Annotated in this window: 26 protein-coding genes; 11 read left to right on the top strand and 15 right to left on the bottom strand. The window is 72.6% G+C overall.

The features are described 5' to 3' along the window. Positions 1–103 precede the first annotated feature (103 nt). Genes EIY87_RS34105 through EIY87_RS34095 form a run of 3 tightly spaced genes read left to right on the top strand, consistent with a single transcriptional unit; the run spans position 104 to position 1,544 of the window. Positions 104–598, top strand: coding sequence for an SRPBCC family protein (locus tag EIY87_RS34105; protein ID WP_158641413.1), 495 nt, complete (start codon positions 104–106; stop codon positions 596–598). A gap of 45 nt (positions 599–643) precedes the next feature. After that, the gene (locus EIY87_RS34100; RefSeq protein ID WP_125314013.1) at positions 644–976 is read left to right on the top strand and encodes a hypothetical protein; all 333 of its coding nucleotides are present in this window, start codon (positions 644–646) and stop codon (positions 974–976) included. After that, positions 963–1,544 carry a carboxymuconolactone decarboxylase family protein gene (locus EIY87_RS34095; protein ID WP_225440205.1) on the top strand — a complete coding sequence of 194 codons (582 nt, stop codon included), beginning with the start codon at positions 963–965 and terminating at the stop codon, positions 1,542–1,544. The genes EIY87_RS34100 and EIY87_RS34095 overlap by 14 nt, the downstream gene beginning before the upstream one ends. Here EIY87_RS34095 and EIY87_RS34090 read toward each other — a convergent pair. Further along, the gene (locus EIY87_RS34090) at positions 1,535–2,116 is read right to left on the bottom strand and encodes a DUF4328 domain-containing protein (RefSeq protein ID WP_158641412.1); all 582 of its coding nucleotides are present in this window, start codon (positions 2,114–2,116) and stop codon (positions 1,535–1,537) included. The two genes, EIY87_RS34095 and EIY87_RS34090, sit on opposite strands and share 10 nt — an antisense overlap. A 265-nt stretch (positions 2,117–2,381) precedes the next feature. On the opposite strand from EIY87_RS34090, the gene EIY87_RS34085 reads away from it, so the two are divergent. The 4 genes from EIY87_RS34085 (at position 2,382) to EIY87_RS34070 (ending at position 7,193) form a co-directional block, all read left to right on the top strand. After that, the gene (locus tag EIY87_RS34085) at positions 2,382–3,428 is read left to right on the top strand and encodes a hypothetical protein (protein ID WP_125314011.1); all 1,047 of its coding nucleotides are present in this window, start codon (positions 2,382–2,384) and stop codon (positions 3,426–3,428) included. 130 nt (positions 3,429–3,558) lie between these two features. Then, positions 3,559–4,818 carry an esterase/lipase family protein gene (locus EIY87_RS34080; protein WP_125314010.1) on the top strand — a complete coding sequence of 420 codons (1,260 nt, stop codon included), beginning with the start codon at positions 3,559–3,561 and terminating at the stop codon, positions 4,816–4,818. A gap of 11 nt (positions 4,819–4,829) precedes the next feature. Continuing rightward, positions 4,830–5,885, top strand: a complete 1,056-nt coding sequence (locus EIY87_RS34075) for an alpha/beta fold hydrolase (RefSeq protein WP_125314009.1) — start codon at positions 4,830–4,832, stop codon at positions 5,883–5,885. Positions 5,886–5,969: 84 nt separating this feature from the next. After that, positions 5,970–7,193: a hypothetical protein gene (locus tag EIY87_RS34070; RefSeq protein WP_125314008.1), complete on the top strand. Its 1,224-nt coding sequence runs from the start codon at positions 5,970–5,972 to the stop codon at positions 7,191–7,193. Here the strand turns inward: EIY87_RS34070 and mhpA are convergent. From mhpA to EIY87_RS34045, 5 genes are read right to left on the bottom strand one after another with little or no spacing between them, the layout of a single operon-like run. Continuing rightward, on the bottom strand, positions 7,190–8,638 hold the full coding sequence (gene mhpA / locus EIY87_RS34065) for a bifunctional 3-(3-hydroxy-phenyl)propionate/3-hydroxycinnamic acid hydroxylase MhpA (RefSeq protein WP_318531909.1): 1,449 nt from the start codon (positions 8,636–8,638) through the stop codon (positions 7,190–7,192). The two genes, EIY87_RS34070 and mhpA, sit on opposite strands and share 4 nt — an antisense overlap. Beyond that, positions 8,635–8,976: a DoxX family protein gene (locus EIY87_RS34060; protein WP_125314007.1), complete on the bottom strand. Its 342-nt coding sequence runs from the start codon at positions 8,974–8,976 to the stop codon at positions 8,635–8,637. The genes mhpA and EIY87_RS34060 overlap by 4 nt, the downstream gene beginning before the upstream one ends. Then, the gene (locus tag EIY87_RS34055; RefSeq protein WP_125314006.1) at positions 8,973–10,841 is read right to left on the bottom strand and encodes an acyl-CoA synthetase; all 1,869 of its coding nucleotides are present in this window, start codon (positions 10,839–10,841) and stop codon (positions 8,973–8,975) included. Before EIY87_RS34055 ends, EIY87_RS34060 begins: the two co-directional genes overlap by 4 nt. Next, complete coding sequence (locus tag EIY87_RS34050) at positions 10,838–11,767, bottom strand: fumarylacetoacetate hydrolase family protein (RefSeq protein ID WP_125314005.1); 930 nt, start codon at positions 11,765–11,767, stop codon at positions 10,838–10,840. Before EIY87_RS34050 ends, EIY87_RS34055 begins: the two co-directional genes overlap by 4 nt. Continuing rightward, the gene (locus EIY87_RS34045) at positions 11,764–12,888 is read right to left on the bottom strand and encodes a VOC family protein (protein ID WP_225440204.1); all 1,125 of its coding nucleotides are present in this window, start codon (positions 12,886–12,888) and stop codon (positions 11,764–11,766) included. The genes EIY87_RS34050 and EIY87_RS34045 overlap by 4 nt, the downstream gene beginning before the upstream one ends. A 136-nt stretch (positions 12,889–13,024) precedes the next feature. On the opposite strand from EIY87_RS34045, the gene EIY87_RS34040 reads away from it, so the two are divergent. Then, entirely contained in the window at positions 13,025–13,771 is a 747-nt protein-coding gene (locus EIY87_RS34040) for a TetR/AcrR family transcriptional regulator (protein ID WP_125314003.1), read from the top strand. Here EIY87_RS34040 and EIY87_RS34035 read toward each other — a convergent pair. Together EIY87_RS34035 and EIY87_RS34030 are read right to left on the bottom strand one after the other, a co-directional pair. Beyond that, positions 13,698–14,417: a DinB family protein gene (locus EIY87_RS34035; RefSeq protein ID WP_191984370.1), complete on the bottom strand. Its 720-nt coding sequence runs from the start codon at positions 14,415–14,417 to the stop codon at positions 13,698–13,700. The genes EIY87_RS34040 and EIY87_RS34035 overlap by 74 nt on opposite strands. Before the next feature lie 10 nt (positions 14,418–14,427). Then, positions 14,428–15,261 (bottom strand): helix-turn-helix transcriptional regulator, encoded by an 834-nt coding sequence (locus EIY87_RS34030; protein WP_404800120.1) that lies wholly within the window; start codon positions 15,259–15,261, stop codon positions 14,428–14,430. Between the two features lie 170 nt (positions 15,262–15,431). On the opposite strand from EIY87_RS34030, the gene EIY87_RS34025 reads away from it, so the two are divergent. Both EIY87_RS34025 and EIY87_RS34020 read left to right on the top strand, forming a co-directional pair. Next, positions 15,432–16,202 carry an SDR family oxidoreductase gene (locus EIY87_RS34025; RefSeq protein ID WP_125314000.1) on the top strand — a complete coding sequence of 257 codons (771 nt, stop codon included), beginning with the start codon at positions 15,432–15,434 and terminating at the stop codon, positions 16,200–16,202. Positions 16,203–16,507: 305 nt separating this feature from the next. Further along, positions 16,508–16,720 (top strand): three-helix bundle dimerization domain-containing protein, encoded by a 213-nt coding sequence (locus EIY87_RS34020; RefSeq protein WP_125313999.1) that lies wholly within the window; start codon positions 16,508–16,510, stop codon positions 16,718–16,720. A 7-nt stretch (positions 16,721–16,727) separates the two neighbouring features. Here the strand turns inward: EIY87_RS34020 and EIY87_RS34015 are convergent, their stop codons facing one another. The 4 genes from EIY87_RS34015 to EIY87_RS34000 form a co-directional block, all read right to left on the bottom strand. Continuing rightward, on the bottom strand, positions 16,728–17,516 hold the full coding sequence (locus tag EIY87_RS34015; RefSeq protein ID WP_225440203.1) for a hypothetical protein: 789 nt from the start codon (positions 17,514–17,516) through the stop codon (positions 16,728–16,730). Continuing rightward, on the bottom strand, positions 17,503–19,026 hold the full coding sequence (locus EIY87_RS34010; protein WP_125313998.1) for a vWA domain-containing protein: 1,524 nt from the start codon (positions 19,024–19,026) through the stop codon (positions 17,503–17,505). The genes EIY87_RS34015 and EIY87_RS34010 overlap by 14 nt, the downstream gene beginning before the upstream one ends. Further along, the gene (locus EIY87_RS34005; protein WP_125313997.1) at positions 19,023–20,246 is read right to left on the bottom strand and encodes a hypothetical protein; all 1,224 of its coding nucleotides are present in this window, start codon (positions 20,244–20,246) and stop codon (positions 19,023–19,025) included. Before EIY87_RS34005 ends, EIY87_RS34010 begins: the two co-directional genes overlap by 4 nt. A 154-nt stretch (positions 20,247–20,400) precedes the next feature. Next, a complete protein-coding gene (locus EIY87_RS34000) occupies positions 20,401–20,580 on the bottom strand; it encodes a hypothetical protein (RefSeq protein ID WP_225440202.1) in 180 nt (59 codons plus the stop codon). Positions 20,581–20,834: 254 nt separating this feature from the next. On the opposite strand from EIY87_RS34000, the gene EIY87_RS49170 reads away from it, so the two are divergent. Beyond that, positions 20,835–23,645, top strand: a complete 2,811-nt coding sequence (locus EIY87_RS49170; RefSeq protein WP_125313996.1) for an ATP-binding protein — start codon at positions 20,835–20,837, stop codon at positions 23,643–23,645. 1 nt (position 23,646) lies between these two features. Here the strand turns inward: EIY87_RS49170 and EIY87_RS33990 are convergent, their stop codons facing one another. The 3 genes from EIY87_RS33990 to EIY87_RS33980 form a co-directional block, all read right to left on the bottom strand. Continuing rightward, positions 23,647–24,174, bottom strand: coding sequence for a DUF6328 family protein (locus tag EIY87_RS33990; protein WP_125313995.1), 528 nt, complete (start codon positions 24,172–24,174; stop codon positions 23,647–23,649). A 71-nt stretch (positions 24,175–24,245) separates the two neighbouring features. Further along, entirely contained in the window at positions 24,246–24,650 is a 405-nt protein-coding gene (locus EIY87_RS33985) for a ribonuclease domain-containing protein (protein ID WP_125313994.1), read from the bottom strand. Positions 24,651–24,772: 122 nt separating this feature from the next. Next, positions 24,773–25,651, bottom strand: a complete 879-nt coding sequence (locus EIY87_RS33980; RefSeq protein WP_125313993.1) for an alpha/beta fold hydrolase — start codon at positions 25,649–25,651, stop codon at positions 24,773–24,775. Positions 25,652–25,728 lie beyond the last annotated feature (77 nt).

Genomic DNA, 25,728 nt, shown 5'->3' with positions numbered 1-25,728 from the left:
TGAGCTGCCGCGCGTCGGGAGAACTACGTATCCGCCGGCGTGAGCTGTCGAGAAGCCGGGCGGCCGTTCGTCCTCTGGTGCGTCAACCGACGAAAGGACCCCGATGAGCACCACGTCACCGGACTCGACCGCACTGCACGCCGACGTCGTCGTCGACGTCACCCCGGAGCACGCCTTCCGCGTGTTCACCGAACGGTTCGACGAGGTCAAGCCCCGCGAGCACAACCTGCTCCCGGTGCCGATCGAGCGGACCGTCCTCGAGCCCGAAGCCGGCGGCACCGTGTACGACGTCGGTGCCGACGGGAGCCGGTGCACCTGGGCGCGGGTCCTCGCCTGCGAGCCGTCGGAGCGGCTGGTCCTCAGCTGGGACATCAGCCCGCGCTGGCAGCTGGAGACCGACCCCGGCCACACCAGCGAGGTGGAGATCCGGTTCACCCCCGACGGCGCCGGGCGCACCCGGGTCGCGCTCGAACACCGGCACCTCGACCGCCACGGCGACGGCTGGCAGAGCTTCACCAGCCTCGGCTCCGGCTCGGGCTGGCCGCTCTACCTCGACCGGTTCCGCGCCGCGACGCGACGGGATGCCGCCGGGGGCTGAAGCGGCTACCGTCACCCGATCCCGACGGAGCAGCGGAGAGGCCACATGAGCACCGACGACTCCCACCGCCACCGCGCGGAAAAGTTGCGCGCGGCGATCGCGGGCGGCACCGGAATCACCGAGGCGGCACTGCGGACCGCGGTAGCGGCCCGGGCGGCGGGCGGGCCGCCCGTCGCCGAACCGTACGACGAGCTGGCCCGGCAGATCGGTGCCGCCTCCTACCGGGTGACCGACGCCGGCGTCGACGCCGTCCGGCAGGCGGCAGGCAGCGACAAGGCCGCGTTCGAGATCGTCATGTCCGCCTGCGTCGGGGCGGGCCTGGCCCGGTGGGACGCCGCCGCCCGGGTGATCGCGGAGGCGACCGATGCGCCTGCCTGAAGTCGAACGCGGCGACGGTCTGCGCAACCGGGTGCTGATCCGGGTCATTTCCCTGGCGCTGGGCGCACGTCTCCCGGACGCGGCCCGGGTCGCGTTCTACCACAAGGGTTTCGTCGGGACGGCGCTCGGCGCGTGGACGCAGGCCGCGATGCGCGGACCGAGCGGATGGTCCGTGGCGGAGCGGGAACTGATGGCCGCGGTGGTCGCGAAGTGGAACTCGTGCCCCTTCTGCGTCGGGGCGCACCGCGCCATCGCCGTGCACGGGATGGACAAGACCATCGCCGACGCCACCCTCGCCGACTACCGGACGGCGCCGATTCCGGAACCCCTGCGCGCCACCCTCGCGGTGCTGGAAACCATGACGCTGCGTCCCGACGAGCTGACGGGCGACCAAGTACGGGCGGCGCTGGCCGCGGGGGTGACCCGGCGGCAGCTCGAAGACGCCGTCGCGGTCGCGGCCGTGTTCGACACCATCACCCGCTACGCCAACGCGCTGGGCTTCGCCATCCCGACCGACGCCGAGTTCGCCAAGGCCGCGGGCATGATGCTCAAGCGCGGCTACGCCTGATGCGGAACTCCCGGGTTCGCCTGCCAGGCGGTGATCCGGGCGCTGATCACGATGACGAGCGCGGCGGACGCGACCGTGGCGGCGGCCGCCACGGTGTCGACGTCGCGCGCGGTCACCGTGTCGCCGGTGAGGCGGCCGCCGATCGTGGAGAGCACCTGGTCCGTGAGGTAGGCGGCCCACCACCAGGAGATCAGCTCGCCGCCGGGTGCCGGGTACAGCAGGCCCGTCCCGCGCGGGCGCTGGGGGTTGCTGGCGTTCCAGACGTCCCGGACGACCATCTGCGGGAACCAGAAGCTCACGATCGGCACGATCCAGCCGAGCACCACCCAGACGCGCGAGTGCCGGTGCGGGGCGGGTTCGATCACCTCGGCGTTGGCGCGGGCGAGCCACAGCCACCGCACGAAGACGATGCCGGTGACGACCTGGATCCCCAGGTAGGTCCAGGCCAGCCCGGCGGAAACGGGGAAGGCACCCCACTCGCCGGCGACGTCCGCGACGCCGACCGCGGTGGTCACGGTGATCAGGATCGCGGACGCGCTCTGCCACGCGGCGAGCGGCCGAACCCGCGGCATCGGTCTCTGCGGAACAGGCGCGGAGAATTGTGGCTGCATCGGCCCCCCCAGTCCAGTGCGTGAAGCACGAACAAAAGCAAGTGCGGCCCCGCGTGTCAAGCGAACTTCTTGCCGTGCCCCGAATCGTGATGCGGTGGCGGCGTCGCGGTCCCCGTGTTGCATCATGTACCACGTCTTGGCGCGAGAGGAGCACCATGCCCGCCACCGAACGTCGAGTTCCCGGCCCGATCCTCGGCCGGGCAACGGAAATCGGCAGGGCGCGGCGGTGAACGTCAGCCGGCAATCCGATCGCGTCCGGCTCTGGGAGCCCGATCCCGCCCTGCCAGCGGGCGCACTACCCGTCTTCGGCGAACTCCACGCAGCCGCACGCCGCCGGGCGGCCGCTCACGTCGTTCTTCCGCTGCCGTTCGTCGTCGGCGGGGTGGCGCTGCTCTTCGGCCGGTTCGGGATCGCCGCTCCGCTCTTCCTCGTCGTGTTCTTCGGCGTTCTCCTGTTCACGACCGTCGCCGTCCTGACGACGCTTCGGCGGGCCGTGCCGTTCCTGCGGGCCCGGTTCGAACCGGTTGTCCCGGACGAGCTGCTCGTCGCCGGGCGCCGAGTCGGCGTGCGGCTGCCCGACGGCCGCTGGCTGCACGCCAAGCTGCCCGCGCCGCTGCGGGTGCAGCTGGCCGGGGAACGCCGGCTTTGGCTGCTGCGCCTCGGTGACCGGGCGATGGTCATGCTGCCGGGGACCGGCGTCCTCGGTGCGGCGCGCATCGCCGACCACCCGCTGCCCGGCGCGCGTCCGCTGCCCGCCGAATCCCGGGTGCCGACCCCGCCGCGGCACGACCCGGTGCTCACGGCCTACCGCCGCCACATCGCGCACCTGATGTGGTACTCGGCGGCGGTGTACGGCGTCACCGCCGCCCTCGCCGCGTGGGCGGCGGCCGACCTGCCGGACGAGCGGGCCCTGGTGGCGGCCAAGGGCGGGGCGGTTTTCCTCGCCGGGTTCATCGGGCTCTTCGCGCTGGTCGTGGCGGGCCGCGCGATCCAGTTCCGCGCTCCGGTCCCGGCCGGCTCCTGGACCGAGCTGACCGTCGTCGTCGACCGGCCGATCGGCATCAACCGGTACGGCCTCGTCCGCATCCAGGGCCGGGCGGTGCTGCCCGACGGCCGCACGATCGGGTTCCGGATGCGGAACGTGGCCGTGGCGTTCGCCCTCGCGACAACCGGGACGGGACAGCTGTGGATCGCCGGCGCGCCGCGTCCGGGCAAGTTCGCGATCGCCGGGATCCCCGGTCACGCCGTGATGGGCATGGCCCGGCTCGGCTGAGCGACCCGCCTCTCGATGTGGTGCCCACGACCATGTCCGACGCGCGCGGGACGTGGCCGGCGCACATTGCCCCCGGCTCGCCCGGTGGCCGATAGTTGCGGAGTTCTCCCGGTGTCGTGAGGAGCCCGTCGTGCGCCTGCTCAGCCTGGTGGCCGCTGCCGCCGTCGTCGTCGGTCTGCAGGTCGCGGCGCCGGCTCTGCCCGTTGCCTCGGCCGCTCCCGCCTACCTGACCAACGAGGCGACGTTCAGCACCGTCGCCAACGGGTGGGACAAGGTGGAGCGCTACCGCGACACCACACCGGGTTTCGCCGACGAGCAGTACCCGCCGGACGGGCGGGGCAACCAGGACGGGCAGCGGCTGACCTTCTTCGGCGGGGTGGCGCGGCCGTCCTCGTCGCGGTTCCTGCTGTACTCCGCGCCCGGCTGGTCGACCGGCGCGAAGGCCACGCCGGTGCTGCTGGTCCACGGTGCCAACGACAACCCCGACCGGGCGTGGGCCAATCCGAACGAGTCCGGCGGCTTCGGGTGCGGTTCGGCGACGTGCCCGTCGACCGGCCTGATGCAGTACCTCAGCTCGCGCGGGTACCGGGTGTTCGCCATCGGTTTCGCGCACAAGCAGGGCGAGAACCGCCAGCAGGCGCAGCAGGTCGGGGACGCGATCGCGCTGATCAAGTCACGGCTCGGGGTGAGCCAGGTCGATCTGGTCGGCTGGAGCAAGGGCGAGCTGTCCACCCGGATGTACGTGTCCTCGGTGAAGCCGCCGTGGGGACGGGCCTACGCCGGCGACGTGCGCAAGCTGATCACCCTCGGCGGGCCGAACGGTGGCTACGACTACCCGTTCGCGCACGGCTTCGCGCACGACCTGTCGATCTGGCCGGAGTGCGGCGTCGGCATCAACGCGCCGAGCCCGCACACCAGGATGACCTGCTACGGCGCGTACACCTACCACCCGGAACTGTCGATCACGCCCACCGCCGGCTGGGACACCTACCCCGGGCAGCGGCAGATGCTGGCCCGCTTCGACAGCGCGTTCGGCGTGGACGGCTCGCAGCAGGACTGGTACACGACCTACTACGGCGGCCAGGGCTTCTACACCGACGGGACGGGCATCCAGGCCGCGATCGACGCCGGGTCGATGATCTCCACCCTCCAGTCCGCCGGCACCCCGGCGAGCGTCTCGGTGTACCTGCTGGCCGGCGGCTCGCCCAGCATCGTCGGCGTGTTCAACGAGAACCGCGGCCCGAGCGACGGCATCGTGTTCGTGGCCAGCGCGTTGGACAGCACGGGCATCGGCCACCTCGCCGCGACGGCGCTGGTCGCTTCGGTGAACCACTTGCAGCTCGGCTGGGCGTCGGCGTCGATGTCCCAGGTGACGAGCTGGCTGGCGTGAAAGGGACGACGGTGACCACACTCCTCGACGGGATCACTTCGGCGAAGGTGCCGACCGACCGGCTGACCGTGCACGTGCTGGAGGTGGCCGGCCGCGAGCACGGCGAGCCGGTCGTGTTCGTCCACGGCAACGTGTCGTCCTCCGCCTTCTGGCAGGAGTCCATGCTCGACCTGCCGCCGCGGTACCGCCCGATCGCGGTGGACCTGCGCGGGTTCGGCGGCACCGACCCGTTGCCGGTGGACGCGACGCGGGGGGTGGGCGACTACGCCGACGACGTGGTCGCCACGCTGGGCGCGCTGGGCGTCGGCGCCGCGCACCTGGTCGGCTGGAGCATGGGCGGCGGCGTGGTGCTGCGGCTGCTGCGCGAGCACCCCGCGCTCGCGCGCACCGTCACGCTGGTCAACCCGGTCTCGCCCTACGGCTTCGGCGGCACCAAGGGCGCGGACGGCGAGCCGGTCGACGCCGTGGGTGCTGGCTCGGGCGGCGGGGGCGCCAACCCGGACTTCGTCGCCCGGCTCAAGGACGGCGACACCTCGGACGAGTCGCCGTTCTCCCCGCGACAAGTGCTGCTGGCCTTCTACGTCAAGCCGCCGTTCCACCCCGCCCGCCTCGACGACCTCGTCGAGTCGATGCTCACCACCCGGGTCGGCGACGACCACTACCCCGGCGACCTCACCCCGACCGACGCGTGGCCGGGCGTCGCACCGGGCACCCGTGGCGTGCTCAACACCATGGCGCCCGGCCACTTCCGCCTCGACGACCTCGACGCGCTCGAGCGCAAGCCCCCGATCCTCTGGGTGCGGGGCGCGGACGACCAGATCGTGTCCGACACCTCCATGTTCGACCTCGCCCACCTCGGCCGGCTCGGCGCGGTGCCCGGCTGGCCGGGTGAAGCCACCCACCCCGCGCAGCCGATGGTCACCCAGACCAGAGCGGTCCTCGACCGCTACGCCGCAGCGGGCGGCGACTACCGCGAGGTGGTCATCGCCGACGCCGGGCACAGCCCGCACCTCGAGAAGCCGAAGGAGTTCTCGGCGGCACTGCTCGAGGTGCTGGCCAAGGGCTGATCTCCCGCGCCCCGCCACCGCTCACCTGTGCACTGGACGACCGGATCGCCGCTCCGGGTGGCTCGGCCCTCTAGGGTGAGACACGTGGAGCCCATGACCGCCATCGCCACGATCGCCGCGAAGTACGGCGCCTCCCAGCTGATCCGGGCGCTCACCGGCAACGACGAGCTCAGCGGGCTGGCCTCGGAGCTGCTGGGCGAACTGGTGGCCAGCGAAGATCGCCTGAGCGAGCAGCTGAACGGCATCGGCCGTCAGCTCGACGAGCTGCTGGACCAGCGGTACACGATCGCGCTGGGCGCCGGCCAGCGGGCCCTGCGCGACGCGAGCACCGCGCCCGAGCCGAACTCGCGGGCCGCCGAGCTGTCCCGCGCGCGGGACTTGTTCCGCGAAGCCGCCGCGGCCGCGTCGGCCAAGTCCCCGCTGCAGATCGCGGTGGCCGAGCGGTACGTGGCGCTGTGCTCCCTCTCCGCCGGGCGTCCCGACGCCGTGCCCGCCGCGCTGAACACCTTGAACGAAGCGGCGTTCCGGGCGCTGACCGAGGCGCTGCCGCTGTTCGGCCCCAAAGCCTACGAGAAGGCCCGCGACCAGCTCCCCCGCTCGAGCCGGCTGGGCCTGCGGGGCCGTCGTGAGGAGCGGATCGACGAGCTGGGCAGCGACCTCGTCGACGCGGTCGACGACGTGGTGGACCTTTCCCTCAACCTCCTCGCCGAATCCGAGGCCCTCGCGCGCGGGCTGGGTCAGGACCTCGGGCCGGAAACCGACGTGGACCTGCTCCTGCCGCCGGGGTATGACGACGACGAGCGGCTGACCACGACCGCACAGGTGGTCGTCCGCCCGACCGCGCCCGGACCGCTGCGGTTCGGCCCGCTGACGGTCGCTTTCGGCGACGTCAAGCCGGTTCCGGGCCGCCCGTCACCGACCCCGCCCGATACCGCGGCCGCGGTGGTCGCCGCCAAGCTCGGACAGGCGCAGCCCTGGCCGTCGGAGTACGGCGCGCCGCCCCGGCCGCCCGGATTCGAAGTGGAAGTGGTCGTCCGGTCGGACTTCCCCGTCTCCCCCGCGCTGATCGTGTCGTTGCGGCCCGGGCTCGTCCTGGCCGACGAGGTACTGCGCGAAGTGCTGCCCGGCCAGCCGGCGTTCACCGGCGTGGCCAGCGACATGCTCGCCGCGAGGATGCAGGAGACCCGCCTGACCTACTTCCACCCGGAACGGTTCGTCAACGAGTGGACGGTGAACATCAACAACGTGCTGATCTTCCAGTCCTCCGACCGCCAGCTGCTCGATTCGGAGAGCGGCGGCGCGTACTAGGGATACCGGCACCGGGAAAGGCTGTTACCGACGCTCAGCACCGTGCCGTCCGGACGGACGACGGCCGCGCCGGTGCGCAGCCAGCGGCGCAGCTCGCCGGAACGCCGGGTGGGGACGAGAACCGCGCCGGATTCCCGGATGGCGGCCCGCTCGGTCTCCGACGGCGTGCTCGTGGTGACGACGGCGAAGCGCCCGGCGGCGACGTCGTCGAAACGGGTTCCGTCGTCGAGAAGGGCGTTGGGGCACAGCCGTCCCGCCAACGACCGCCCGAAACGAGGCCGCACGACCAGGTCCGTGCGGTGCAGCGGCGGCGTCGCGCTGTCGAGGACGTGGCCGTTCAGGCGCGGTGCGACCACCCGGCGGACGAGGTCGCCCCACCGGCCGCCTTCGGTCATGGCCTTGCCGACCAGCACCGCCCGCCGGATCATCGCGCGGGCGTGCGGCTTGCGTTCCGCCTCGTAGGTGTCGAGCACGGTCTCGGGCAGGCTCCCGTCGAGGACACCCGCGAGCTTCCAGGCCAGGTTCAGCGCGTCACGCAGCCCGGCGCCCATGCCCTGGCCGATGAACGGCGGGGTCAGGTGGGCGGCGTCGCCGAGCAGGAACACCCGGCGGTCGCGCCACCGGTCCGCGAGCTGCGCGCGGAAGGTGTACTCGGCGACGCGGACGATCTCCAGGTCGCTCTCCCCGGTCCACGGCGTGAGCAGCGGGCGCAGCCGGTCGAGGTGACCGAAGTCGTCGGCGGTCTCGCCCGGCAGCAGCCGGAATTCCCAGCGGTAGCGGGTTTCCCCGATGCGCATGTAGGTCGCGGCGCGGCGCGGGTCGCAGACCTGGTGCACACCTTCCCACTGACCGAGGTCGGCGGTGGTCGCCACGTCCACGACGAGCCAGCGCTGGTCGAACTTCAGGTCCGCCATCGTCGCACCGATCGCCGTCCGGGTGAGGCTGTTGGCGCCGTCGCAGCCCAGGACGTAGTCCGCGTGGATCATTTCGCGCGCGCCGGTGCCGCGGTCGGCCACCTCGACGCGCACGCCGGTGCCGTCCTGCCGGATCCCGGTGACCTCGGTGTTTCCGCGCAGGGTGACCGAGTCGACCGTCGCCAGGTGGGTGCGGAGCAGGCGTTCCAGGTCGGGTTGGTCGAACATGTTCGCCTCGGGGTAGCCGTGCCGGCCGCTGCCGGGCGAACGGCGGAACTCCGCCAGCACCCGCAGGTCCGGGTCGAGCAGCCGCAGCCCGTGGCAGGGCCGGGAGATGGCGGCGAACTCCCCGGCCAGCCCGAGCCGGCCGAGGATGCGGTGCACCTCGTCGTCCAGGTGGACCGCGCGGGGCTGCGGGTAGACCGACTCCCACCGCTCCAGCACCAGGCACTCGACGCCGTACCGGCCGAGCAGCGCCGCGGCGGTCAGTCCGGCCGGGCCCGCCCCGACGATGACGACGGGCACCCTCACGGCGACACCCCCAGTGCCACGAGGTAGCCGGCGACGAGCACCGCGCAGACCAGCGCCGGCACGAGGTCGCGGCCGCGGTCGTGGTTGCGCACGTGCGTGACGAGGGCGCCCGCGAGCAGGAGCAGCAGGCCGACCCCGGCCAGGGCGCCGAGCACCGGCACGGTCAAGCCGAGCAGGAGCCCGGCGGCCCCGGCGATCTCCAGCGCGCCGATGCCGCGGTAGGCGCCGACGGAGAACCCGGCGTGCGTGGCGCGTTCCCGCATCGGCGCGAGCGCGAACAGCTTGGCCGCGCCGAAGAGGAAAAAGACGGCCGCCACGAGGACGGACAACGCGATCATGAGGTTTCCCCGAAGGTCAGGCGGGCGGGGACGGCGTAGCGGCCGAGGGTCGCCCTGACCTTCGGTTCGTCCACTTCGGACGGAAGGGTGACGGCGGCGACCACGGTTCCGTCCTCGATCACCGCATCGACCGTCACCGCGTCGAACGGGGCGAGGGCCTCGGCGATCGCGCGGCGGGTCGCGTCGGCACGCAACGCGAGCTTGTAGGGCTTGCCGACGTCGGTCACGGGCAACGCGTCGAGCACGGTGACGGCGTTCGGCACGGCGGCGCGCTCGGGCACTCGGTCGGCCGCCCAGGCGAGCAGGTCGGCCTCGGTTGCCGTGGCCCCGGGCGCGAGGGTCACGTACGCGACGGGGACCTCGCCGGAATGCTCGTCGGGACGGCCGACCGCGCCGGCCGCGGTCACCTCGGGGTGGGCGAGCAGGGCTTCCTCGATCAGCGCCGGGTCGATGTTGTGCCCGCCGCGGATGATGAGGTCCTTGGCCCGGCCGGCCAGGTGCACGAACCCGTCGGCGTCCAGCCGGGCCAGGTCGCCGGTGTTCAGCCAGCCGTCGCGGAGCTTGCCGAGGCCGTCCAGGCGGTATCCGTCTTCGTCCCGGCCGACGACGTAGCCCGGGAACACCGTGGGACCGCTGATGGCCAGGACGCCGGTCTCGCCGCCGGGCAGCTCCTCCCCCGTTTCCGGGTGGACGACCTTCATCCGCTGGTAGGGCAGGCGCTGGCCGACGGTGCCCGGGCGCGCGATGTCGGGAAAGCTGCGCGCGCTGGCGCAGGTGGCCTCGGTCAGCCCGTAGCCCTCGACCAGCGTGACGCCGGTGTGCGCCTGGAAGCCTTCGCGCACGGCCGCGGGCAGTGGTGAAGCGCCGACCATGGCGAAGCGCAGGCTGGCGATGTCGGCGTCGACCGGGCACTGTGCGAGCACCGCGTACACGGTCGGTACCGCGCTCATCGCCGCGATCCGGTGGTGCTCGACGATCTTCCAGAACTCCCCGTACAGCGCGGGTTCCCGGTAGCCGAGCGGACCCGCCCACACCGCGTGCTGGCCCTTGAACAGCGGCGCGAGCAGCGTGACGACGAGCGCGTTGACGTGGAACAGCGGCAGCGCGGCGAAAACGACCGAGCCGACGTCGAGCAGCGAGTTGGCCGCGATCATCCACGCGTCGGCGACCTCGTTGGCGTGCGTGTGCGCGGCCAGCTTCGGGGCGCCGGTGGTGCCGCCGGTGTGGAACAACGCGGCCAGATCCGACGCCACCGGCGGTTCACCGGCGAAACCGGACGAGTCCATTGTGGAGGCCAGCTCGGCGAGGTCGCCGACGCGCACGCCCTCGATGGCAGGCACCGCGGGCGATGCGCCGGTCGGGCGCAGCACGAGGACGACGTCCAGCTCGGCGGCCAGCGTCCGGGCGGTGTCCCAGACCTCCGGCGCGAGTTCCGGCCCGGCGGTGATCAGCACGCGCGCGCCGGACCGGCGGAGGAGTTCGCCGAGGTGGTCGTGGGACAGGCCGCCGTTCAGCGGGGCCGCGATCCCGGCGAGCTGGGCGGCCAGGGTCGCCGGAACCAGGTCGGCGCAGTTGGGTGACAGCAACGCGACCGCGTCGCCCCGCCGGACCCCGAGGTCGCGCAGCAGGTTCGCGTAGCGGTGCACCTCGGCGAGCAGCTCGGCGAACGTGCGCCGGACGGGCTCGCGCCACCGCGCGGCCTCGGGCAGCACGGTGGTCGCCGGGTGCTCCGGCCACCACCCGGCGGCCCGCCGCAGCAGGGCGTAGGTCGACTCGGGCAGGCCGCGTTCGGCGAGCGGGACGGCCTCGATCGCGGCCAGGTCGGCGGGTCCGGCGTAGGACGGCCACAGGGAAGCGCCGGTCATCGCCGGTACCGCACGATCGTGCGCTGGGTGCCCAGGTCGAGGGCGCCGTCGTCGGTCGAGATCGTCGCCTCGACGACGTCGCCGTCGGCCAGGTACTTCGGGTTTTTCGCCTGGCCCTTGAAGAACAGCTTCCACTTCAGTGCGGGCGGCAGCAGTGCGGCGATCTTCTCCACGGCTTTCGGCGGCGCGGACAGCGCGGTGCCGGCCGGGGTCCCGGTCAGCACCAGATCGCCGGGATCCAGCCGCTGGAACCGGGCCAGGGCCCGCAGGGCCTCGTGCGGGCGGTAGATCATGTCGTCGCCGACGACCGCGTTCTGGCGGACCGTGCCGTTCACCGACAACCGCAGCCGCAGGTCGGCGAACCGCTTCAGCTCGTGGCCCTCCAGCAGCACAAGCGCGGGCCCGGCGGGGGTGAAGGTCGGGTACGACTTGGCCTCGTAGAACTGGGTTTGCGGCAGCTGGAGGTCGCGGGCGGAGACGTCGTTGGTCACGACCAGGCCCGCGACGCACTCCTCCGGCGCGCTGATCTCGTCGCCGACCGGGATCTCCCGGCCGATGACCAGCCCGATCTCCACCTCGTAGTCGAGCAGGCGCACGTGCGGCGGCTTGACGACGTCGTCGAACGGGCCGCTGATCGACCCGGACGCCTTGCGGAAGAACGTCAACGGCACGGTCTTCGGATCCATCCCGGCGTCCGTGACGTGCGAGGTGAAGTTGGTCATCTGGGCGACCACGCGGCAGGGCGCGGTGACCGGCGAGACCAGGTCGAGCGAGGCCACCGGCACGGTGTTCGTGGCTGCGTCGGAGATCGCCGCACGGTCGGCGAGCAGTTCGGCGGTGGTCTTCGCGGCCGTCGGGATCTTCGCCGCACCCGCCGGGGTGGCGAGGTACCAGGCGTCGGCGGTACGCAGGACGGTCAAGCTCATGAACGGGCCACCTTCAGCAGGCCCAGCAAGCGCCGGGCGTCGAATTCGTTGTCTTCGCGGAGCGCCGCGAACACCGCGCGCAGTTCGCGCAGCGATTCCTTGCCGGGCTTGACGCCGAGGAAGTCGGCGGTCGCCGGTGGCCCCCACTGGGCCAGCCCGGCCGCGGTCAGCGGGCCCCAGCCGGGCTCGAGGGTGTTGTCGAACAGGTCGCCGTCGCTGAAGTGCTCGACCATGAACCCGTCCGGGTCACGCCAGTAGTCGAACAGCTGGCTGCCTTCGACGTGCCTGCCGATGCCCCAAGAGTGGTGGTAGCCGTGCGCGCGCAGGTACTCGCCCCCGGCGGCCAGCGCGTCGAGGTCGGCGACCTGGTAGGCGGAGTGCACGTAGCGGTCGGCCGGGCCGAGGACCATGGCCAGCGTGTGGTGGTCGGCCGGGGTGGCACCCCGGTCGCACCGGATGAAGCTCATCACCGGGCCGCGCTCGCGCTGCCCGGGGTGGTACAGGAAGTCGCTGACGATCAGGCCCAGGTGGTCCAGGTACCAGTCCAGCGCCTCGCGGTAGCGGGTCGTCTGCAGCACCACGTGCCCGAGCCGTTGCGCCAGCGCCGGGGCCCGGGGCGGGCGTTGCGTGGCGTTGACCCGCCGGACGTCGTGCCCGAAGTTGAGCAGTTGCGGGTCCTGGGGCGGCAGCGCGGGTAGGACGTGGGTGTCCGAGACGACCCGGACCCGCAGGCCGCTCGGGTCGGGCAGGTCCACGACGACGCCGCCCAGCGTCTCCGGCAGCCGGTTCACCGGCCGGCCGGTGGCTTCGGCCAGCCGCAGGACGTCGCCCGGGGTGGCGGCCAGGAACGCCGGCCCGAGGAACTTCGACCGGGCGCCCTTGCGGATGAGCACGCACGGCGCGCCGGCGTCGGTTCCCCGCAGGTGCAGCTCGCGCCCGGTGCTGAGCACGGTGGTGAACCCGAAGGCCCGGGCGAACACCTCCGCCCGCTCCAGGTCCGGCTTCTCGAACTCCAGCCAGGCCAGGTCGTGCACCTTGATCACCGGGTTCGCCGCCCGGCCGGGGTGCTCACCCGCGAGCGCGCCGTGCTCGCTGTGCAGCCCGCTGTGCGGATCTCCCACGGCTGCTCCCTCCATCGACGTTGATGACGACATCGTCAGTTACGAGCAAGTCATCAGTCAAGAGTTTCTGACGAATTCATCACCACTGACGCGATGAGCTACGATGCGGCGACGACCTGCGAAGACGGGAGCACGGATGCCGGAGCACGCTCCGAGCCGGCTGGACCGGCGGAAGGCGCGCACCCGCGCGGCCCTGGTCCGGGCGGCCCAGGCACTCATCGCCGAGGGGAAGACCGCGGTGGCGATCCTGGAGATCACCCAGGCCGCGGACGTCGGGCTGGGGTCGTTCTACAACCACTTCGAGACGAAGGAGCAACTCTTCCACGCGGCGGTCGAGGACGCCCTCGACGTCCACGGCGCCATCCTGGACGAGCTGACCACCGACATGGACGACCCGGCGCAGGTCTTCGCGCAGAGCTTCCGGCTGACCGGGCGCCTGCACCGGCGGCATCCCGAACTCAGCAAGGTCCTCCTGCACCACGGTCTCGAACTAGCCACCTCGGAGCGCGGACTGGCGCCGCGCGCCCGCCGCGACATCGAGGCCGCCGTGCGGGACGGCCGCTTCACCGTCACCGACACCGAACTCGCCATGGTCACGGTCGCCGGGGCCGCCCTCGGCCTCGGTCACCTGCTGCACCGGCACCCCGAGCGTGACGACGCCGCCTCCACCGACCAGGTCGCCGAGGACCTGCTGCGCATGTTCGGGCTCACCGCGGCCGAAGCCCACGAGATCTGCGGCCGCCCGCTGCCCGGCCTCGACGCGATCGCGATCGGACCGGACACCGCCGCATCGCGGCTCGGCGGGACTCCTACCCGGCGTCCGGTGCCTCGATCAGATCCAGGTCGCGGACGCAGAAGCCGTGGTGCTCGAAGGTCTCGTTGAGCACGGTACCGAGGCACTGCCGCACCGAGCGGCCCCGGGCGTAGGGCGGCCAGACGTCGTCGTCGGGCACCGGCGCTCGCGCCGCGAGCCGCGCGGGGGTGACCTCCTCCAGCCACGCCTCCAGCTCGGCGGCCTGGGCGGCACGCACGCTCACGACCTCGTCGAGGTCCGGATCGAGCGAGAGGTCGATCCCGTGCGCTCCGCGGTAGGGCTCGACAGTCGTCCCGATGCCCATCGGCGTGAACAGCCCGGCCGAACCCAGGCAGCACCGGCGGAACCACGAGTCGTGGACGAACACCAAGTGGCGCAACGTCTGCAGCGCCGACCACTCGTCGTTCACACTGCGGCGTTCGATGCCCGGCGTGCGGCGGATTCGCTCGATCGTGGCGGCCCAGCCGGCGTGGAGCAGGCGTGCTGCCTCGCGCAGGTCGGCGGGATCCTCGGACCGGATCAGCACCCGCACCGGGTGCCGCCGGTCGAGCTCCGCTTCGACGTACCCGGTGACCTCGACGCCGTTCACCACGAGGTTGGTGACGAGCCCGTCGATCACGGCATCCTGCATGACGACGCCGATCAGGCGGGCCCCGGACAGCTCGCACTCGCGGAACTCCGCACCGTGCAGATCCTCGTCGACGTAGCGCGTCATGCTCCGCATCCTAGGTCCGGGTGCGCTGCTCGGGGTGGGAAAGAGCCGCGAGGAGCCGCAGTTTTTCGTCGCTGTCGCTGTCCTTGTCGGGGTAGTAGACGACGAGGATGACGTCGTCGACGGGGAGCTTGTCCCGGTGGAGGCGCAGCTCGCCGACCACGGGGTGGCGGACGGTCGCCGTGCCCCCGTCGAGGGTGCGGACGTCGTGGCGGGCCCACAAGGTGCGGAACCGCTGGCTGGACAGGGCGAGCTCGCCGACGAGCTCGACGAACCGGGGGTTGTCGGTGTCGTCGCCGATGGTGGTGCGGAGCGCGGCGACGAAGTCCGCCGTGGCTTTCGGCCAATCCTGCTGGAAGGCCTGTTCCTCCGGGTCGAGGAGCAGGGAACGCAGCCGGTTCTCACCGGGCCGCAGGCGGGGCGACAGGGCGAGCGCCATGGGGTTGGCCGCCAGGACGTCGAACGCGCGCCCTTCGACGAACGCCGGGATCTGCAGGTGGGCGAGCAGCTGGTGCACCCGCGCCGGTACGTGCTCCGGCCGCTTGCGGCGCGGCGCCCGGGGGCGCGCCGACGCGAGGCCGAGCAGATACGCCCGCTCGACGTCGTCGAGCTGCAGGACCCGCGCGAGGGAGTCGAGGACCTGCGGCGAGGGATTCCGGTCCCGTCCTCGTTCCAGGCGCAGGTAGTAGTCGGGGCTGATACCCGCGAGCAGGGCGACCTCCTCGCGGCGCAGGCCGGGCACGCGTCGGCGGCCACCGGGCGGGAGTCCGGCCTGGGCAGGCGTAACCAGTTCCCGGCGGGCGCGGAGGTAGCTGCCGAGCCGGTGGTCCGGCTCTCCGTCGTTCACGTCCCCCATCGTAAAGCGGTCCGGAAACCGCAGCGGGGGTCCTGAGAGGACCAGGCAAGAAGAGGGCTCTGCCTGTCTCCGCGCGTGCCGCCGACACTGGACCGGCACCGCATCGGAAGAGACAGCGAAAGATCGCCGTCCGCGGGCTTGGGAAGGAAGCGAAGGACCTCATGGATCTCTCCAACCGGACGGTTCTCGTCGTCGGCGGCACCTCGGGCATCGGACGGGAGCTGGCCCGGCGGTTCGCCGCGGCGGGCAGCACCGTGGCCGTGGCCGGCCGCCGCCCGGACGCGCTCGAAGAACTCGCCGCCGAAGGTTTCGGCACGTTCGGCATCGACGTCACCGACAGCGCCTCGGTCGCGTCCGCCCGGGACGCCGTGCTCGCCCGGTACCCCGGACTGGACACGGTCGTCACCATGTCGGGCGTCATGCTGCTGGAAGACCTGCGCGACCCCGCGCACTTCGAGGCGGCGCGGACGACGATCGACACCAACCTCCTCGGCACCATCCGGGTCGTCGACGCCTTCACCCCGCACCTGGTCCGGCGGGGCGACGGCACCTTCGTCACCGTCACCTCCGGCATCGCGTTCCTGCCGTTCCCGCCCATGCCCAGCTACGCCGCCTCGAAGGCGGCGGTGCACGCCTACTCCGAGGCACTGCGCGCACAGCTCGACGGCACCGGCGTCGACGTCGTCGAACTCGTCCCCCCGGCCGTCGCCACCGCGGGCCAGGAGAAGGTGAACCCGCACGCGCTGCCGCTCGACGACTTCGCCACGGAGGTCATGCACCTGCTGTCGGCGGACCCGACCCCGCACGAGATCCTCGTGGCGGGCGTCCGCATGCACCGCTGGGCCGAACGCGACGGCACCTACGCCGGCCTCGTCGCCCAGCGCTCCAAGGCGCTGGCCATGCTTCCCGGTCGTGGCCCGTCGGAGGGGTGATCGCGCCCCTGAACCGGTGGCCGCGACCGCGACGGCACCGGCAGTCCCCGTCGCCGGGGCCTTGGCGTCCACTGTGTCCGGTCCGGCGTGGTCGGCCACACGGGAGACTGGACCTGGTGTCGAGAGACCCCAGAACCGTCCGGATCTGGGACGTCCGCCAGGCGCTCCAGGCAGGCAAAGTTCCGGCGCTCGACCACCGGTGCGGCCGCCCGGATCGAGTGAATTCTTTTTGTTCACCTCCGGTTCACCTTCACGTCGTCTCATGGGGCAGTTACCCGGTACGACGGCCAACCGGAAGGTGAACGATGAGCACGCTGGACACGATGGCTTCCGAAGCGCTCGACACCCACTTCGCCCAGCTGGAGGACCGCTTGGACCGGGACTACGCGAACGTCGGGCGGCCCCGGCTGCACGACCTGGTCGACCACGAACGCGCCCGCTTCGCCGGTGCCCGCATCCACGCCTTCGTGCCGATCCTGGTCGAGCGGGCGGTCCGCGCGGCACTGGCGCCCCGCTGAGGCTCCGCTACTTGAAGATCGCGATGGGGTGCACGACCAGCTCGCCGCGGTGCGGGTCCCAGTCCTCGACGCGGCCGAGGCACTGGGCGTGGAACGTGCCGTCCGGGACCTCGTCCGCGTCGCGGAAGCCGCGGATGCCGCAGCGGAAGCGCACCCGCGGCGCGGCGAGCGGGTCGGCCGGGTCGCCGTAGGCGGCGATGAACGTCGTGTAGCCGGGTTCGTCGGAGCGGACCCGGCGGAACAGGCCCCGCATCGACACGAACGCGTCCATCCCGCGCAACCGCGCCGTCCGTAGCCGCGTGCGGTCCGGGCCGTCGGCCCAGCCGAGCGCCGTCACCAGGGCCTTGTTCTGGACCAGCTCCCGCTTGACGAGGTTGACGTACACGATGTCGTCCCGCTTCTCCAGCACCTCCATGACCATCCCGATGACGGTGATCGGCTCGGCGCGCTCGATGTACCGGCTGAACACCTCCTCGGTCTTCTTCTGCTCCCCCGCGCCTTCGGCCGCCGGGAACTTGATCTTCCCGCTGACCGACCGGCCGCGGCTGGTGCGCTTCTCGATCTCCTTCTCCAGCGCGTCGCTGTAGCGGTCCTGCTGGTAGAGGCCCATCACCGAGTTGTGGTGCAGGTAGAAGGCGATCCCGCTGATCGGCCCGGTCCCCTGCTTGCCGTGCGCGCGGCGCCAGTGCCGGACGAGGATCGCGACGGCGGCCAGCACGAGCAGCAGCGTCGCGATCCAGACGCCCCACCAGATTCCCCAGGTGCTCCAGTAGAGGGAGCTGTCACCGGCAGCCACGGGTCTCCTTGAAGGCGTCGAGCAGCGACGTCGCCGTCGCGTCGGACAGGCGGCCGCCGGTCGCCCGCGCGACCCGGCCGAGTTCGGCGCCGTCGGCCTCGCCGAACCGCACGGCGTAGGTGTGCACCCCCGACGGCGCGGGGCGGCGGAGGAACTCGTCGGCGCTCAGGCCGGCGTTGTTCTCGCCGTCGGTCATCAGCACGATCGACACGGACTCGGTCTTCGCGAACCCCGCCGCCCGGTCGTAGGCGTGCGCCAGCGCCGACCAGACCGCCGTGGCACTGTCGAAGTCCGAGGCGTCGAGGAAGCCGCGCACCGCGGCGAGGTCGGCCGGACCGTCGGCGACGAAGTCCCGCTCGCCGAGGATCCGGCCGCCGAACCGGATCACCGTGATCCGCTCGCCGCGGTAGAACCGCTCGAACTCCGCCGCGCCCGCCCCGGTCAGCGCGTCGAACGCCGTGCGCAGAGCGGCGATCCGGCCGCCCCGCATCGAGCCGGAGAAGTCGAGGACGAACACGACGTGCCCGGGCCCCCGCCCCCGCGGGTCCGCGTAGTACGCCAGCAGCTTGTCGACGACCTCCTGGTCGTCGGGGAAGTACAGCGCGGTGCCGACGCTCTTCGGCAGGCGCGGCTCGAGCGGCACGCCTTCGGTGGCCGGGCGCCGGAGCGTGCGGTCGGTGATCTTCCGTTGCGTCTCCGGCCGTTTCAGCCAGTCCGTGACGCGCTCGTAGGCGGCGCGCTTCCCGGGATCGAGGAGCAGCAGCGGGTATTCCGACTGCATGATCCCGTCCCGCGGGTAGATGAGTTCCAGTGGCGCGGCGAGCTTTCCGCTCGCGTTGAGCGAGAGCAACGTCGACTCGTAGCCGATCACGGCGTCGGCGCCGGCCTGGTGCGCGGTGAAGAGGTCGGCCAGTTCTCCCGAGCTGTTCGCGGTCAGCGACTGCCCGGCGCGGAAGCCCCGCAGCCGGTCGCAGGCGACGTCCCGCGGGCGCAGCGCGGCGCCGGTGCCCGCGGCCGCGGTCGCGACGCCGACCAGCGCGGACAGCCCGCTCGCCGACCGGGCCGGGTCGGCCATCGCGAACCGCAGTGTCCCGGCCGCGGCGGCGTCGGCGAAGTCGGCCCAGGTCACGTCCGCGTGCCGGGTCCGCAGCGCGGCCGCGACCGCTGGCTTCACGCCGATGACGATGGGCGAGAGCATGATCCGCGTGCTCGCCGGGCGCTCGCCGGTGAAGCCGGACTGGCGCAGCTTCAGCTGGAAGTACCGGTCGGTGGACAGCCAGGCGAGGTCGTGGCGGTACTGCCCGGGCGTGAGCGCGGTCCCGGCGTCGACGGTGCCCTGGAGGTCGAGGTCGAGCCGGATGCCGGTGTCCGCGCGCAGGTCGTCGAGGAGGGGGCCGAGGTCGGCCAGCTCGGAGCTGGCCAGCACGCTCAGCCGTTGCTCACCCGGCTCGCCGGAGCACGCGGTGGCCGCCAGGACCACGCCCAGCAGCACCGCGACGAGCCGCTTCACGGGCAGTCGCCGACGGTCTTGATCATCTCTTCCAGGACCGGGTTCGACGGCAGCGGCGTCGTGCTGTCGTTGTCGGCCTGCTGCGGGGTGGGCAGTCCCTGCTCGGCGAGGAAGCCGTAGAGCCGCCCGCTCTTGTTGCTCCCGGCGGGGGTGGCGACGCCGAAGCCGAGTTCCATCGCCCGCCGTTGCAGGTCCGGGTCGAAGGTGATCAGCTCGCCGAGCCGGTCCGCCTCCGGGCGCAAGGGCACGAACTGCGGTTTCGTCAGGATGTTGTCCTTCGGGTACAGCAGGACGTGGTCGGGGTCCGGCTTTCCGGTCGCGGCTTTGATCCGCAGCTGCTGTTCGAGGTACTGGTGCTCGTAGATGACGACGATCGGCTTGTCGCCCTCGGCGAGGTTCCAGTACGACTCGGAAAGGTCGGCGGAGGCGAAACCCTGCCGGGTCAGCAGCGGCTTGATCCGGTTGGCCAGCTCGTGGGCGTCGCGCAGCGTGGTGGGCCCCGCGGACGACGCCGGGTCGGCCAGCGGCACCTGCCTGCCGTTCTCCAGGTAGGCGATGAGCGTCAGGTAGGTCGCGCCGGAATTGGAGTCGCAGACGTGCGAGGTCTGGGCGAGCACCAGGTTGCTGTTGTTGACCCCTTGGATGCCGAGCGAGTTCCAGGTGGCCCCGGACTTCATGGCCTGCACGAACTTCCCGGTGTCCAGGGTGTAGTAGAGCGGTTCGCCGGGACCCTGCGGCACGGACGCGATGCCGTTGCGCCGCAGCGCTTCCGCGTACGGGCGGTAGGTCGCGAGCACGATCGGGCTGGTGAACGGCTGGCGGATCGTGCCGCCCAGGACGTCGGCGCGAGCCGCGCGGACCAGCCCCGCGGCCGGCTCGCCGGAGAGGAAGACGAAGTCGTACTGGTCCAGGTCGTGGGTGGCGACGTCGCGCGAGCCGGTGCGGGTCACGTGCACCCGGATGTGGTGGCGCATCAGGAGTTCCCGGACCTGCGGGTCGGCGAAGAAGTCCGCCTTCGAGCCCATCTTGCCGGACAGGTCCAGGGTCCGTTCGAAGGGAACGAGGATCGTGCCGGACACCAGCAGGCTCACCAGGCCGGCGACCGCCAGCGCCAGGACCGGGCCGAAGGAGCGCAGGAACCGGCGCCGCAGGAAGAAGGCCGACGGGCGGGGCTGGACCGTCAGGTGCGGCTCTTCCAGGGTGGGGCTCTCGGTCGTCACCGAATCAGACCTCCGGGCGGCTGTGCCGCGGAAACGGGCGTTTCTCCCGGAAAGTCTACCGAGCCGGACCGTGCGTTACAGGCAATTCGCCGGAACGACCGGAACGGCCGCGCCCGGAATGGCTCCGGTCGCGGCCGCAGGGTCGGTGTACCCCTTAGTTGTAGCCCATTTCGTCTGGCGACACGCCGTTGTACCCCATCTCGTCGGGGTTGTCGGCGAGGACCGCCGTCGAGGCCGCGCTCTCGGCGGCGACGGCGAAGGCCGCGGAACTACCCAGGACACCAGCCGCGAATAGGGTGAACGCGACCGTGGCGACCGCTCGGCGAACCCGCATCATTCCTCCGGTGGTCAATCGGGGCGAATCTGGCTTTCGGGCCAGGCGGACGTTCCCAGAGCCGGCGCAACCGGCGGACAACGGACGGTTAAGACACTCCCAACGCCGGGCGGCCAAATCACGCACCCCCGGAATTCCGAACAACGGCCGAACGCGATGTTTCCGAAATGGGAATGGCGGATTGCCGGACGACGGGACGGCTACGTCGAGTACACCTCTTGTTCAGCATCTGTTCGTCTTCTATTATCGATCGTGTGCAACCGCTCACGGACGGTGCTGACCTCCTGATCGGCCGGGACGGTGAGCTGTCCCGGCTGGCGAGCTGGGTGCACGACGTCGCCGCCGGCCGCGGGCAGGCCGTCCTCGTGGACGGAGAGCCCGGCATCGGGAAGTCCGCCCTCGTCCAAGCCGCCTGCGCGGTCGCCGCCCGGGCGGGGTGCCAGGTCTACCGGGGCGCCGGCGACGAACTGGGTCAGGCATTGCCCCTGCTCCCCCTGCTGGACGCGTTGCGCGTCACCGCCGCCGCACCGGATCCGCGGCGCGGCGCCATCGCCGGGCTCCTGCGCGGCGACACCGCGCCGGGCAAGGGCACCGACCTCGCGGCCACGGCCGCCGAACAGCTGATCACGCTGGTGGACGAGCTCTGCCAGGCCGGCCCGGTGGTCCTGGTGGTCGACGAGCTGCAGTGGGCCGACCGCGCGACCGTGGCCGTCTGGGGCCGCCTCGCCCGCTCGGTCCGGCAGCTGCCGTTGCTGCTGATCGGCGTGCTGCGCCCGGTACCGCGCCGCGACGACCTGCGGGCGCTGCGGCGGATCGTCGGTCCCGCCGAACGGCTGCGCGTCGGCCGCCTCACCGAACCGGCGGCGCTGGAGCTGGTGGCGAAGCTGGCCGGCGGCAAGCCGGGCGACCGGCTGGAGCGGCTGGCCGACGGGGCCGCCGGGAACCCGTTGTACCTCACCGAACTGCTCGACGCGCTGACCCGCGGCACCTGCCTGGACGTCGACGAAGCGGGCATCGCGGAACTGACCGGCGGCCCCATCCCGGACTCGCTGCCGGAGGCGATCGCCGACCGGCTCGACTTCCTGTCGGAACCGACGCGGACCGTGCTGCGGACGGCCGCGCTGCTGGGTGCCGGCTTCTCGGTCGCGGACCTCACGATCGTGGCGGAGGCCGAACTGGCCGGGCTGGTGGCCGCGCTCGACGAAGCCCGGGCGGCCGGGGTGCTGATGACGGCCGGCGACGACCTCGCGTTCCGGCACCCCTTGATCCGCCAGGCGTTGTACGACGAGCTGCCGCCGGGGCTCCGGGTCGTCTGGCACTGGGCGGCCGCGCGGGCGCTGGCCGAAGCCGGCGCCCCGGTCGAGCGGGTCGCCCGGCAGCTGCTGCCGTCGGTGTCCGATCCGGCGCCCGGCGAGCCGGTGCCCGCGTGGGTCGTCGGCTGGCTGCGCGAGGCGGCCGCCCCGCTCATCGGCCAGGCGCCGGAGGTCGCGGTCGCGCTGCTGCGCCGCGCGGTGCGCGACGGCGATCCCGCGACTTCCGCCGTGCTGGGCTGCCGGCTCGCCGACGCCCTTTACCGGGTCGGCGACTTCGCCGAAGCCGAGCGGGTCGCCGTCCGCGCCCGGTCCCGGACCGCCGACCCCGATCTGCTCGTCGACCTGCACACGACGGTGACGCAGTGCCGCGGGATGACCGGCCGCTCCGCCGAGTCCCTCGCCGCGCTGGCGGCGGCCGTGGACACCCCGGGCCTGACCGCCCGGCACCGGGCGCGGCTGCTGGTGCTCACCGCGCGGACGCACCGCGACCTCGGCGAGGTCGACACCGCCGCGCAGGTCGCCACCGCCGCACTGGCAGAGGCGCCCGAGGACCACTGGGCGAGCGGGTGGGCCCTGCACGTGCTGAGCCTGGTGGCGATGATGCGCGGCGAATGGACCGAGGCGCTGCCGCTGTTCGAGCGCGCGATGACCACCGCTTCGGACGACCCCGCGCTGACCGACCTCGGCCTGCTGCTGCGCATCAACCAGGCGGTCACCTTCGGCGCGCTCGACCGCTACCCCGAGGCGCTCGCCGCCGCCGAACGCGCCCGCGAACGCGCGGACCGCGCCGGCAGCGTCGTGCGGCTGGCCCAGGCGCAGAGCGCGCTCGGGCAGCTGCTGCTGGGCAGCGGCCGGTGGGACGACGCCGTCGCCGAGGTGGACGTCGTGCCGGACGACCTCAAGGACCCGAGCGTGGCGTGCTGCGACCACGGCGTCGCCGCGATCATCCACTTCCACCGCGGCGAAACCGAGGCGGCGCACCGGCACCTGAACGCGGCAGCACCGTGCGCGGAGCGGATCGGCGGCCGGGTGGTCGAATCCCTGACGCTCGCGCGCGGCCACGCGTTCGAGCAGATCGGCGAACCGGACCGGGCGCTCGCCACGCTGACCTCCGCGCTCGCGGGCGAAGACGAGGGAGAGGGCTTGCTCGGCGACGCGGTCCGGCTGGCCGTCGAGCTCGGCGACACCGCGACCGCGGCCGGGATCGGGGCCCGGGTCCGCGCGATCACCGCCGGGGCGGACGTCCCGCACCGGCAGGCGCTGCGCTGGTACTGCCAGGGGATGACCGAGCGGGACGCCGAGGCGTTGCTGCGCGCGGCCGACGGCTACCGCGACGCGGGCCGGCCGCTCCCCCGGGCCCAGGCGCTGGAAGCCGCCGCGGCCGTGTTCGCCGAAGCCGGCGACCGCGGTTCGGCGCGAGCGGCGTTCACCCGGGCGCTGGGCCTGTTCGAAGGGCTGGGCGCTCAGTGGGACGTGGCCCGGCTGCGGGCCCGCTTCCGCGCGCTGGGCATCCGGCGTGGCCCGACGGTGAAGCACCGCCAGGCCACGCACGGCTGGGACAGCCTCACGCCGACCGAAACCAAGATCGCCGGCCTGGTGGTGGAAGGCCTGTCGAACCCGCAGATCGCGGCCCGGCTGTTCCTGTCCCCGCGCACGGTCGCGACGCACGTTTCGCACATCCTGGCCAAGCTCGGCGCGCACTCGCGCATCGACATCGCCCGCGAAGCGACCCGCAAGGCGGCGTCGGGCTGAGTCACCGGGTGTGGCGGATCCGGCTCCACATCGGCACGACGAACCACCACAACGCGAACCAGCCCAGCGCCCCGGCGGTGAACCACCCGGCGAGCGCGGCCCCCAGCGTGACGCTGAGGATCAGCAGCAGCGCCGAGCCGATCGACAGCATCAGCAGGGTCAACCCGAACAACGCGAACCGGCTGGACGCGAGCACCAGCTGCCGCTTGAGCCGCCGCTGGAAGACCAGCCGGTGGAACGCCGCCGGCGCGATCAGCAACGCGGTGGCCGCGGCCCCGAGCACCAGCGCGCCGACGTAGACCCGCCGTTCGAAGTCCGTCAACGTCGCGAAACGCGGGGTGAAGGCGACGGTGAGCAGGAACGCGAGCAGCAACTGCACCCCGGTCTGCGCCACCCGCACTTCCTGCAGGATTTCGGCGTAGTTGCGGTCCAGCCGCTGGGTCGGCGTCTCGCGCCGCACCGCGAAGTTCCACTGGTCGTGGTCATCCGGCGGCACTTCGAGGTGCGGCCGGGTCTCGTTCGCCTTCATGCGTCAACGGTCCCGCGAACGGCGGGTCGAGACATCAGTAGATCAAACTACGCGGGAAGCCAACAGCCCGCTCAGATCTCGTAGAAGTCCGTGTAGTGGTTCGGCGAGAACCACACCACGCCGGTGGTCAGGTCGACGACGATCCGGTACGCGTCACGGGCGGCACCGCACGTGCGCGGGTAGACGTCGAACTCGCGGAAGGAGTGGCCGGCGGGCAGCTCGCCCTCGCGGTTCTGGTACGTGCCGCCCGCGTAGTTGCACTTGCCGCCGGGCCAGTCGTACCAGCCGCGCGTGCCGGGGTAGCCCTTGCTCTGCCAGGTCGTGTTGGCCGAGCGGGCATCGGCGCAGCGGGTCTGCGTGCACGAGCTGTACACGGTGGCGTCGGCGGCGGTGGTGCAGACACCGAGCGTGGCGGCCACCGCGGTGACGGTCACGGCGAGCCGCTGCGCGGTCCGGGAAAGCAGGGAAGCGGGCACGGAACCTCCTTCTCTCGTACGGGCACCGGAATGGTGGCCGCCGCGCCTCGCCGGAAGGCGACCGGAAGCGTGCCGATCCGGTGAACTTCCGGCGTCGAGTTGCGCCACGCTCGCCGTGCGCGTCAGCGGGCCAGCAGGTCCCGGATGGCCCCCGCGATCTCGTCCGGTGCTTCCTCGGCCATGAAGTGCCCGGCCTTGGTCAGCCGGTGGTCCAGGTCCGGCGCCCACGCCCGCCACACCGCGGCGGCGTCGTAGCCCAGCTGCGCGCCCCAGTCCTGCTGGACGACCGTCACCGGCATGGCCAGCTGCGACCCGGCGTCCAGGTCGGCCTGGTCGTGGGTGACGTCGACACCGGCCGAGGCGCGGTAGTCCGCGACGATCGACGGCACCGCCGCCGCGCTCGCCCGCAGGTACTCCGCGCGCACTTCCGCCGGGATCGCGGCCGGGTCGCCGGCCCAGGCGTCGAGGAACGAACCGAAGAACGCGTCCGCGCTGGCGGCGATCATCGTCTCGGGCAAGCCCGGCGGCTGCGCCATGAGGAACAGGTGGTAGCCGACCGCCGCCGGGACGCCGTGCAGCACGTTCCACATGTCCAGCGTCGGGACGACGTCGAGGATGCCCAGGTGCGAGATGGTCTCGGGGTGGTCCAAGCCGGCCCGGAAGGCGACCAGGGCACCCCGGTCGTGCCCGGCGAGGGCGAAGCGCTCGTGGCCGAGAGCGGCCGCCAGAGCCACCACGTCGGCGGCCATGGTGCGCTTGGCGTACACGTCTTCGCCGGTGGCCGCGGGCTTGTCGCTGGCGCCGTAGCCGCGCAGGTCGGGGCAGATCACCGTGTGCTCGCCGGCGAGCCGCTCGGCGACGTGCCGCCACATCAGGTGCGTCTGGGGGAAACCGTGCAGCAGGACCACCGGGCTGCCGCTGCCGCCGACTTCGGCAGCCAGCTCGACACCGCCGGCACCGGGCAGGCGGACGTGGTCGAAACCGGGAATGGAGAGTGTCATCGAAGGCCGTCTTCCTGGTCGGGAACTTGACCTGGCCGAGCTTGGGCGACGGCGATCAGCAACCGATCAGTGCGCCC

It is taken from the genome of Amycolatopsis eburnea, from assembly GCF_003937945.1.
GTDB classification, from domain to species: Bacteria; Actinomycetota; Actinomycetes; order Mycobacteriales; family Pseudonocardiaceae; genus Amycolatopsis; species Amycolatopsis eburnea.
Note: the sequence above shows the minus strand (reverse complement) of the source record. Positions and strands in the feature narration are given on the sequence as shown.

Bases quoted from the DNA above. Each gene is read 5' to 3' on its own strand.
- EIY87_RS34020 (WP_125313999.1), top strand. From the start codon at position 16,508: ATGAGCACGCTGGACACGATGGCTTCCGAAGCGCTCGACACCCACTTC.
- EIY87_RS34060 (WP_125314007.1), bottom strand. From the start codon at position 8,976: ATGATCGCGTTGTCCGTCCTCGTGGCGGCCGTCTTTTTCCTCTTCGGC.
- EIY87_RS34090 (WP_158641412.1), bottom strand. From the start codon at position 2,116: ATGCCGCGGGTTCGGCCGCTCGCCGCGTGGCAGAGCGCGTCCGCGATC.
- EIY87_RS33980 (WP_125313993.1), bottom strand. From the start codon at position 25,651: ATGACACTCTCCATTCCCGGTTTCGACCACGTCCGCCTGCCCGGTGCC.
- EIY87_RS34000 (WP_225440202.1), bottom strand. From the start codon at position 20,580: ATGCGGGTTCGCCGAGCGGTCGCCACGGTCGCGTTCACCCTATTCGCG.
- EIY87_RS34100 (WP_125314013.1), top strand. From the start codon at position 644: ATGAGCACCGACGACTCCCACCGCCACCGCGCGGAAAAGTTGCGCGCG.
- EIY87_RS34050 (WP_125314005.1), bottom strand. From the start codon at position 11,767: ATGAGCTTGACCGTCCTGCGTACCGCCGACGCCTGGTACCTCGCCACC.
- EIY87_RS34035 (WP_191984370.1), bottom strand. From the start codon at position 14,417: ATGACGCGCTACGTCGACGAGGATCTGCACGGTGCGGAGTTCCGCGAG.
- EIY87_RS34055 (WP_125314006.1), bottom strand. From the start codon at position 10,841: ATGACCGGCGCTTCCCTGTGGCCGTCCTACGCCGGACCCGCCGACCTG.
- EIY87_RS34040 (WP_125314003.1), top strand. From the start codon at position 13,025: ATGCCGGAGCACGCTCCGAGCCGGCTGGACCGGCGGAAGGCGCGCACC.
- EIY87_RS33990 (WP_125313995.1), bottom strand. From the start codon at position 24,174: ATGAAGGCGAACGAGACCCGGCCGCACCTCGAAGTGCCGCCGGATGAC.
- EIY87_RS34025 (WP_125314000.1), top strand. From the start codon at position 15,432: ATGGATCTCTCCAACCGGACGGTTCTCGTCGTCGGCGGCACCTCGGGC.
- EIY87_RS34095 (WP_225440205.1), top strand. From the start codon at position 963: ATGCGCCTGCCTGAAGTCGAACGCGGCGACGGTCTGCGCAACCGGGTG.
- EIY87_RS34105 (WP_158641413.1), top strand. From the start codon at position 104: ATGAGCACCACGTCACCGGACTCGACCGCACTGCACGCCGACGTCGTC.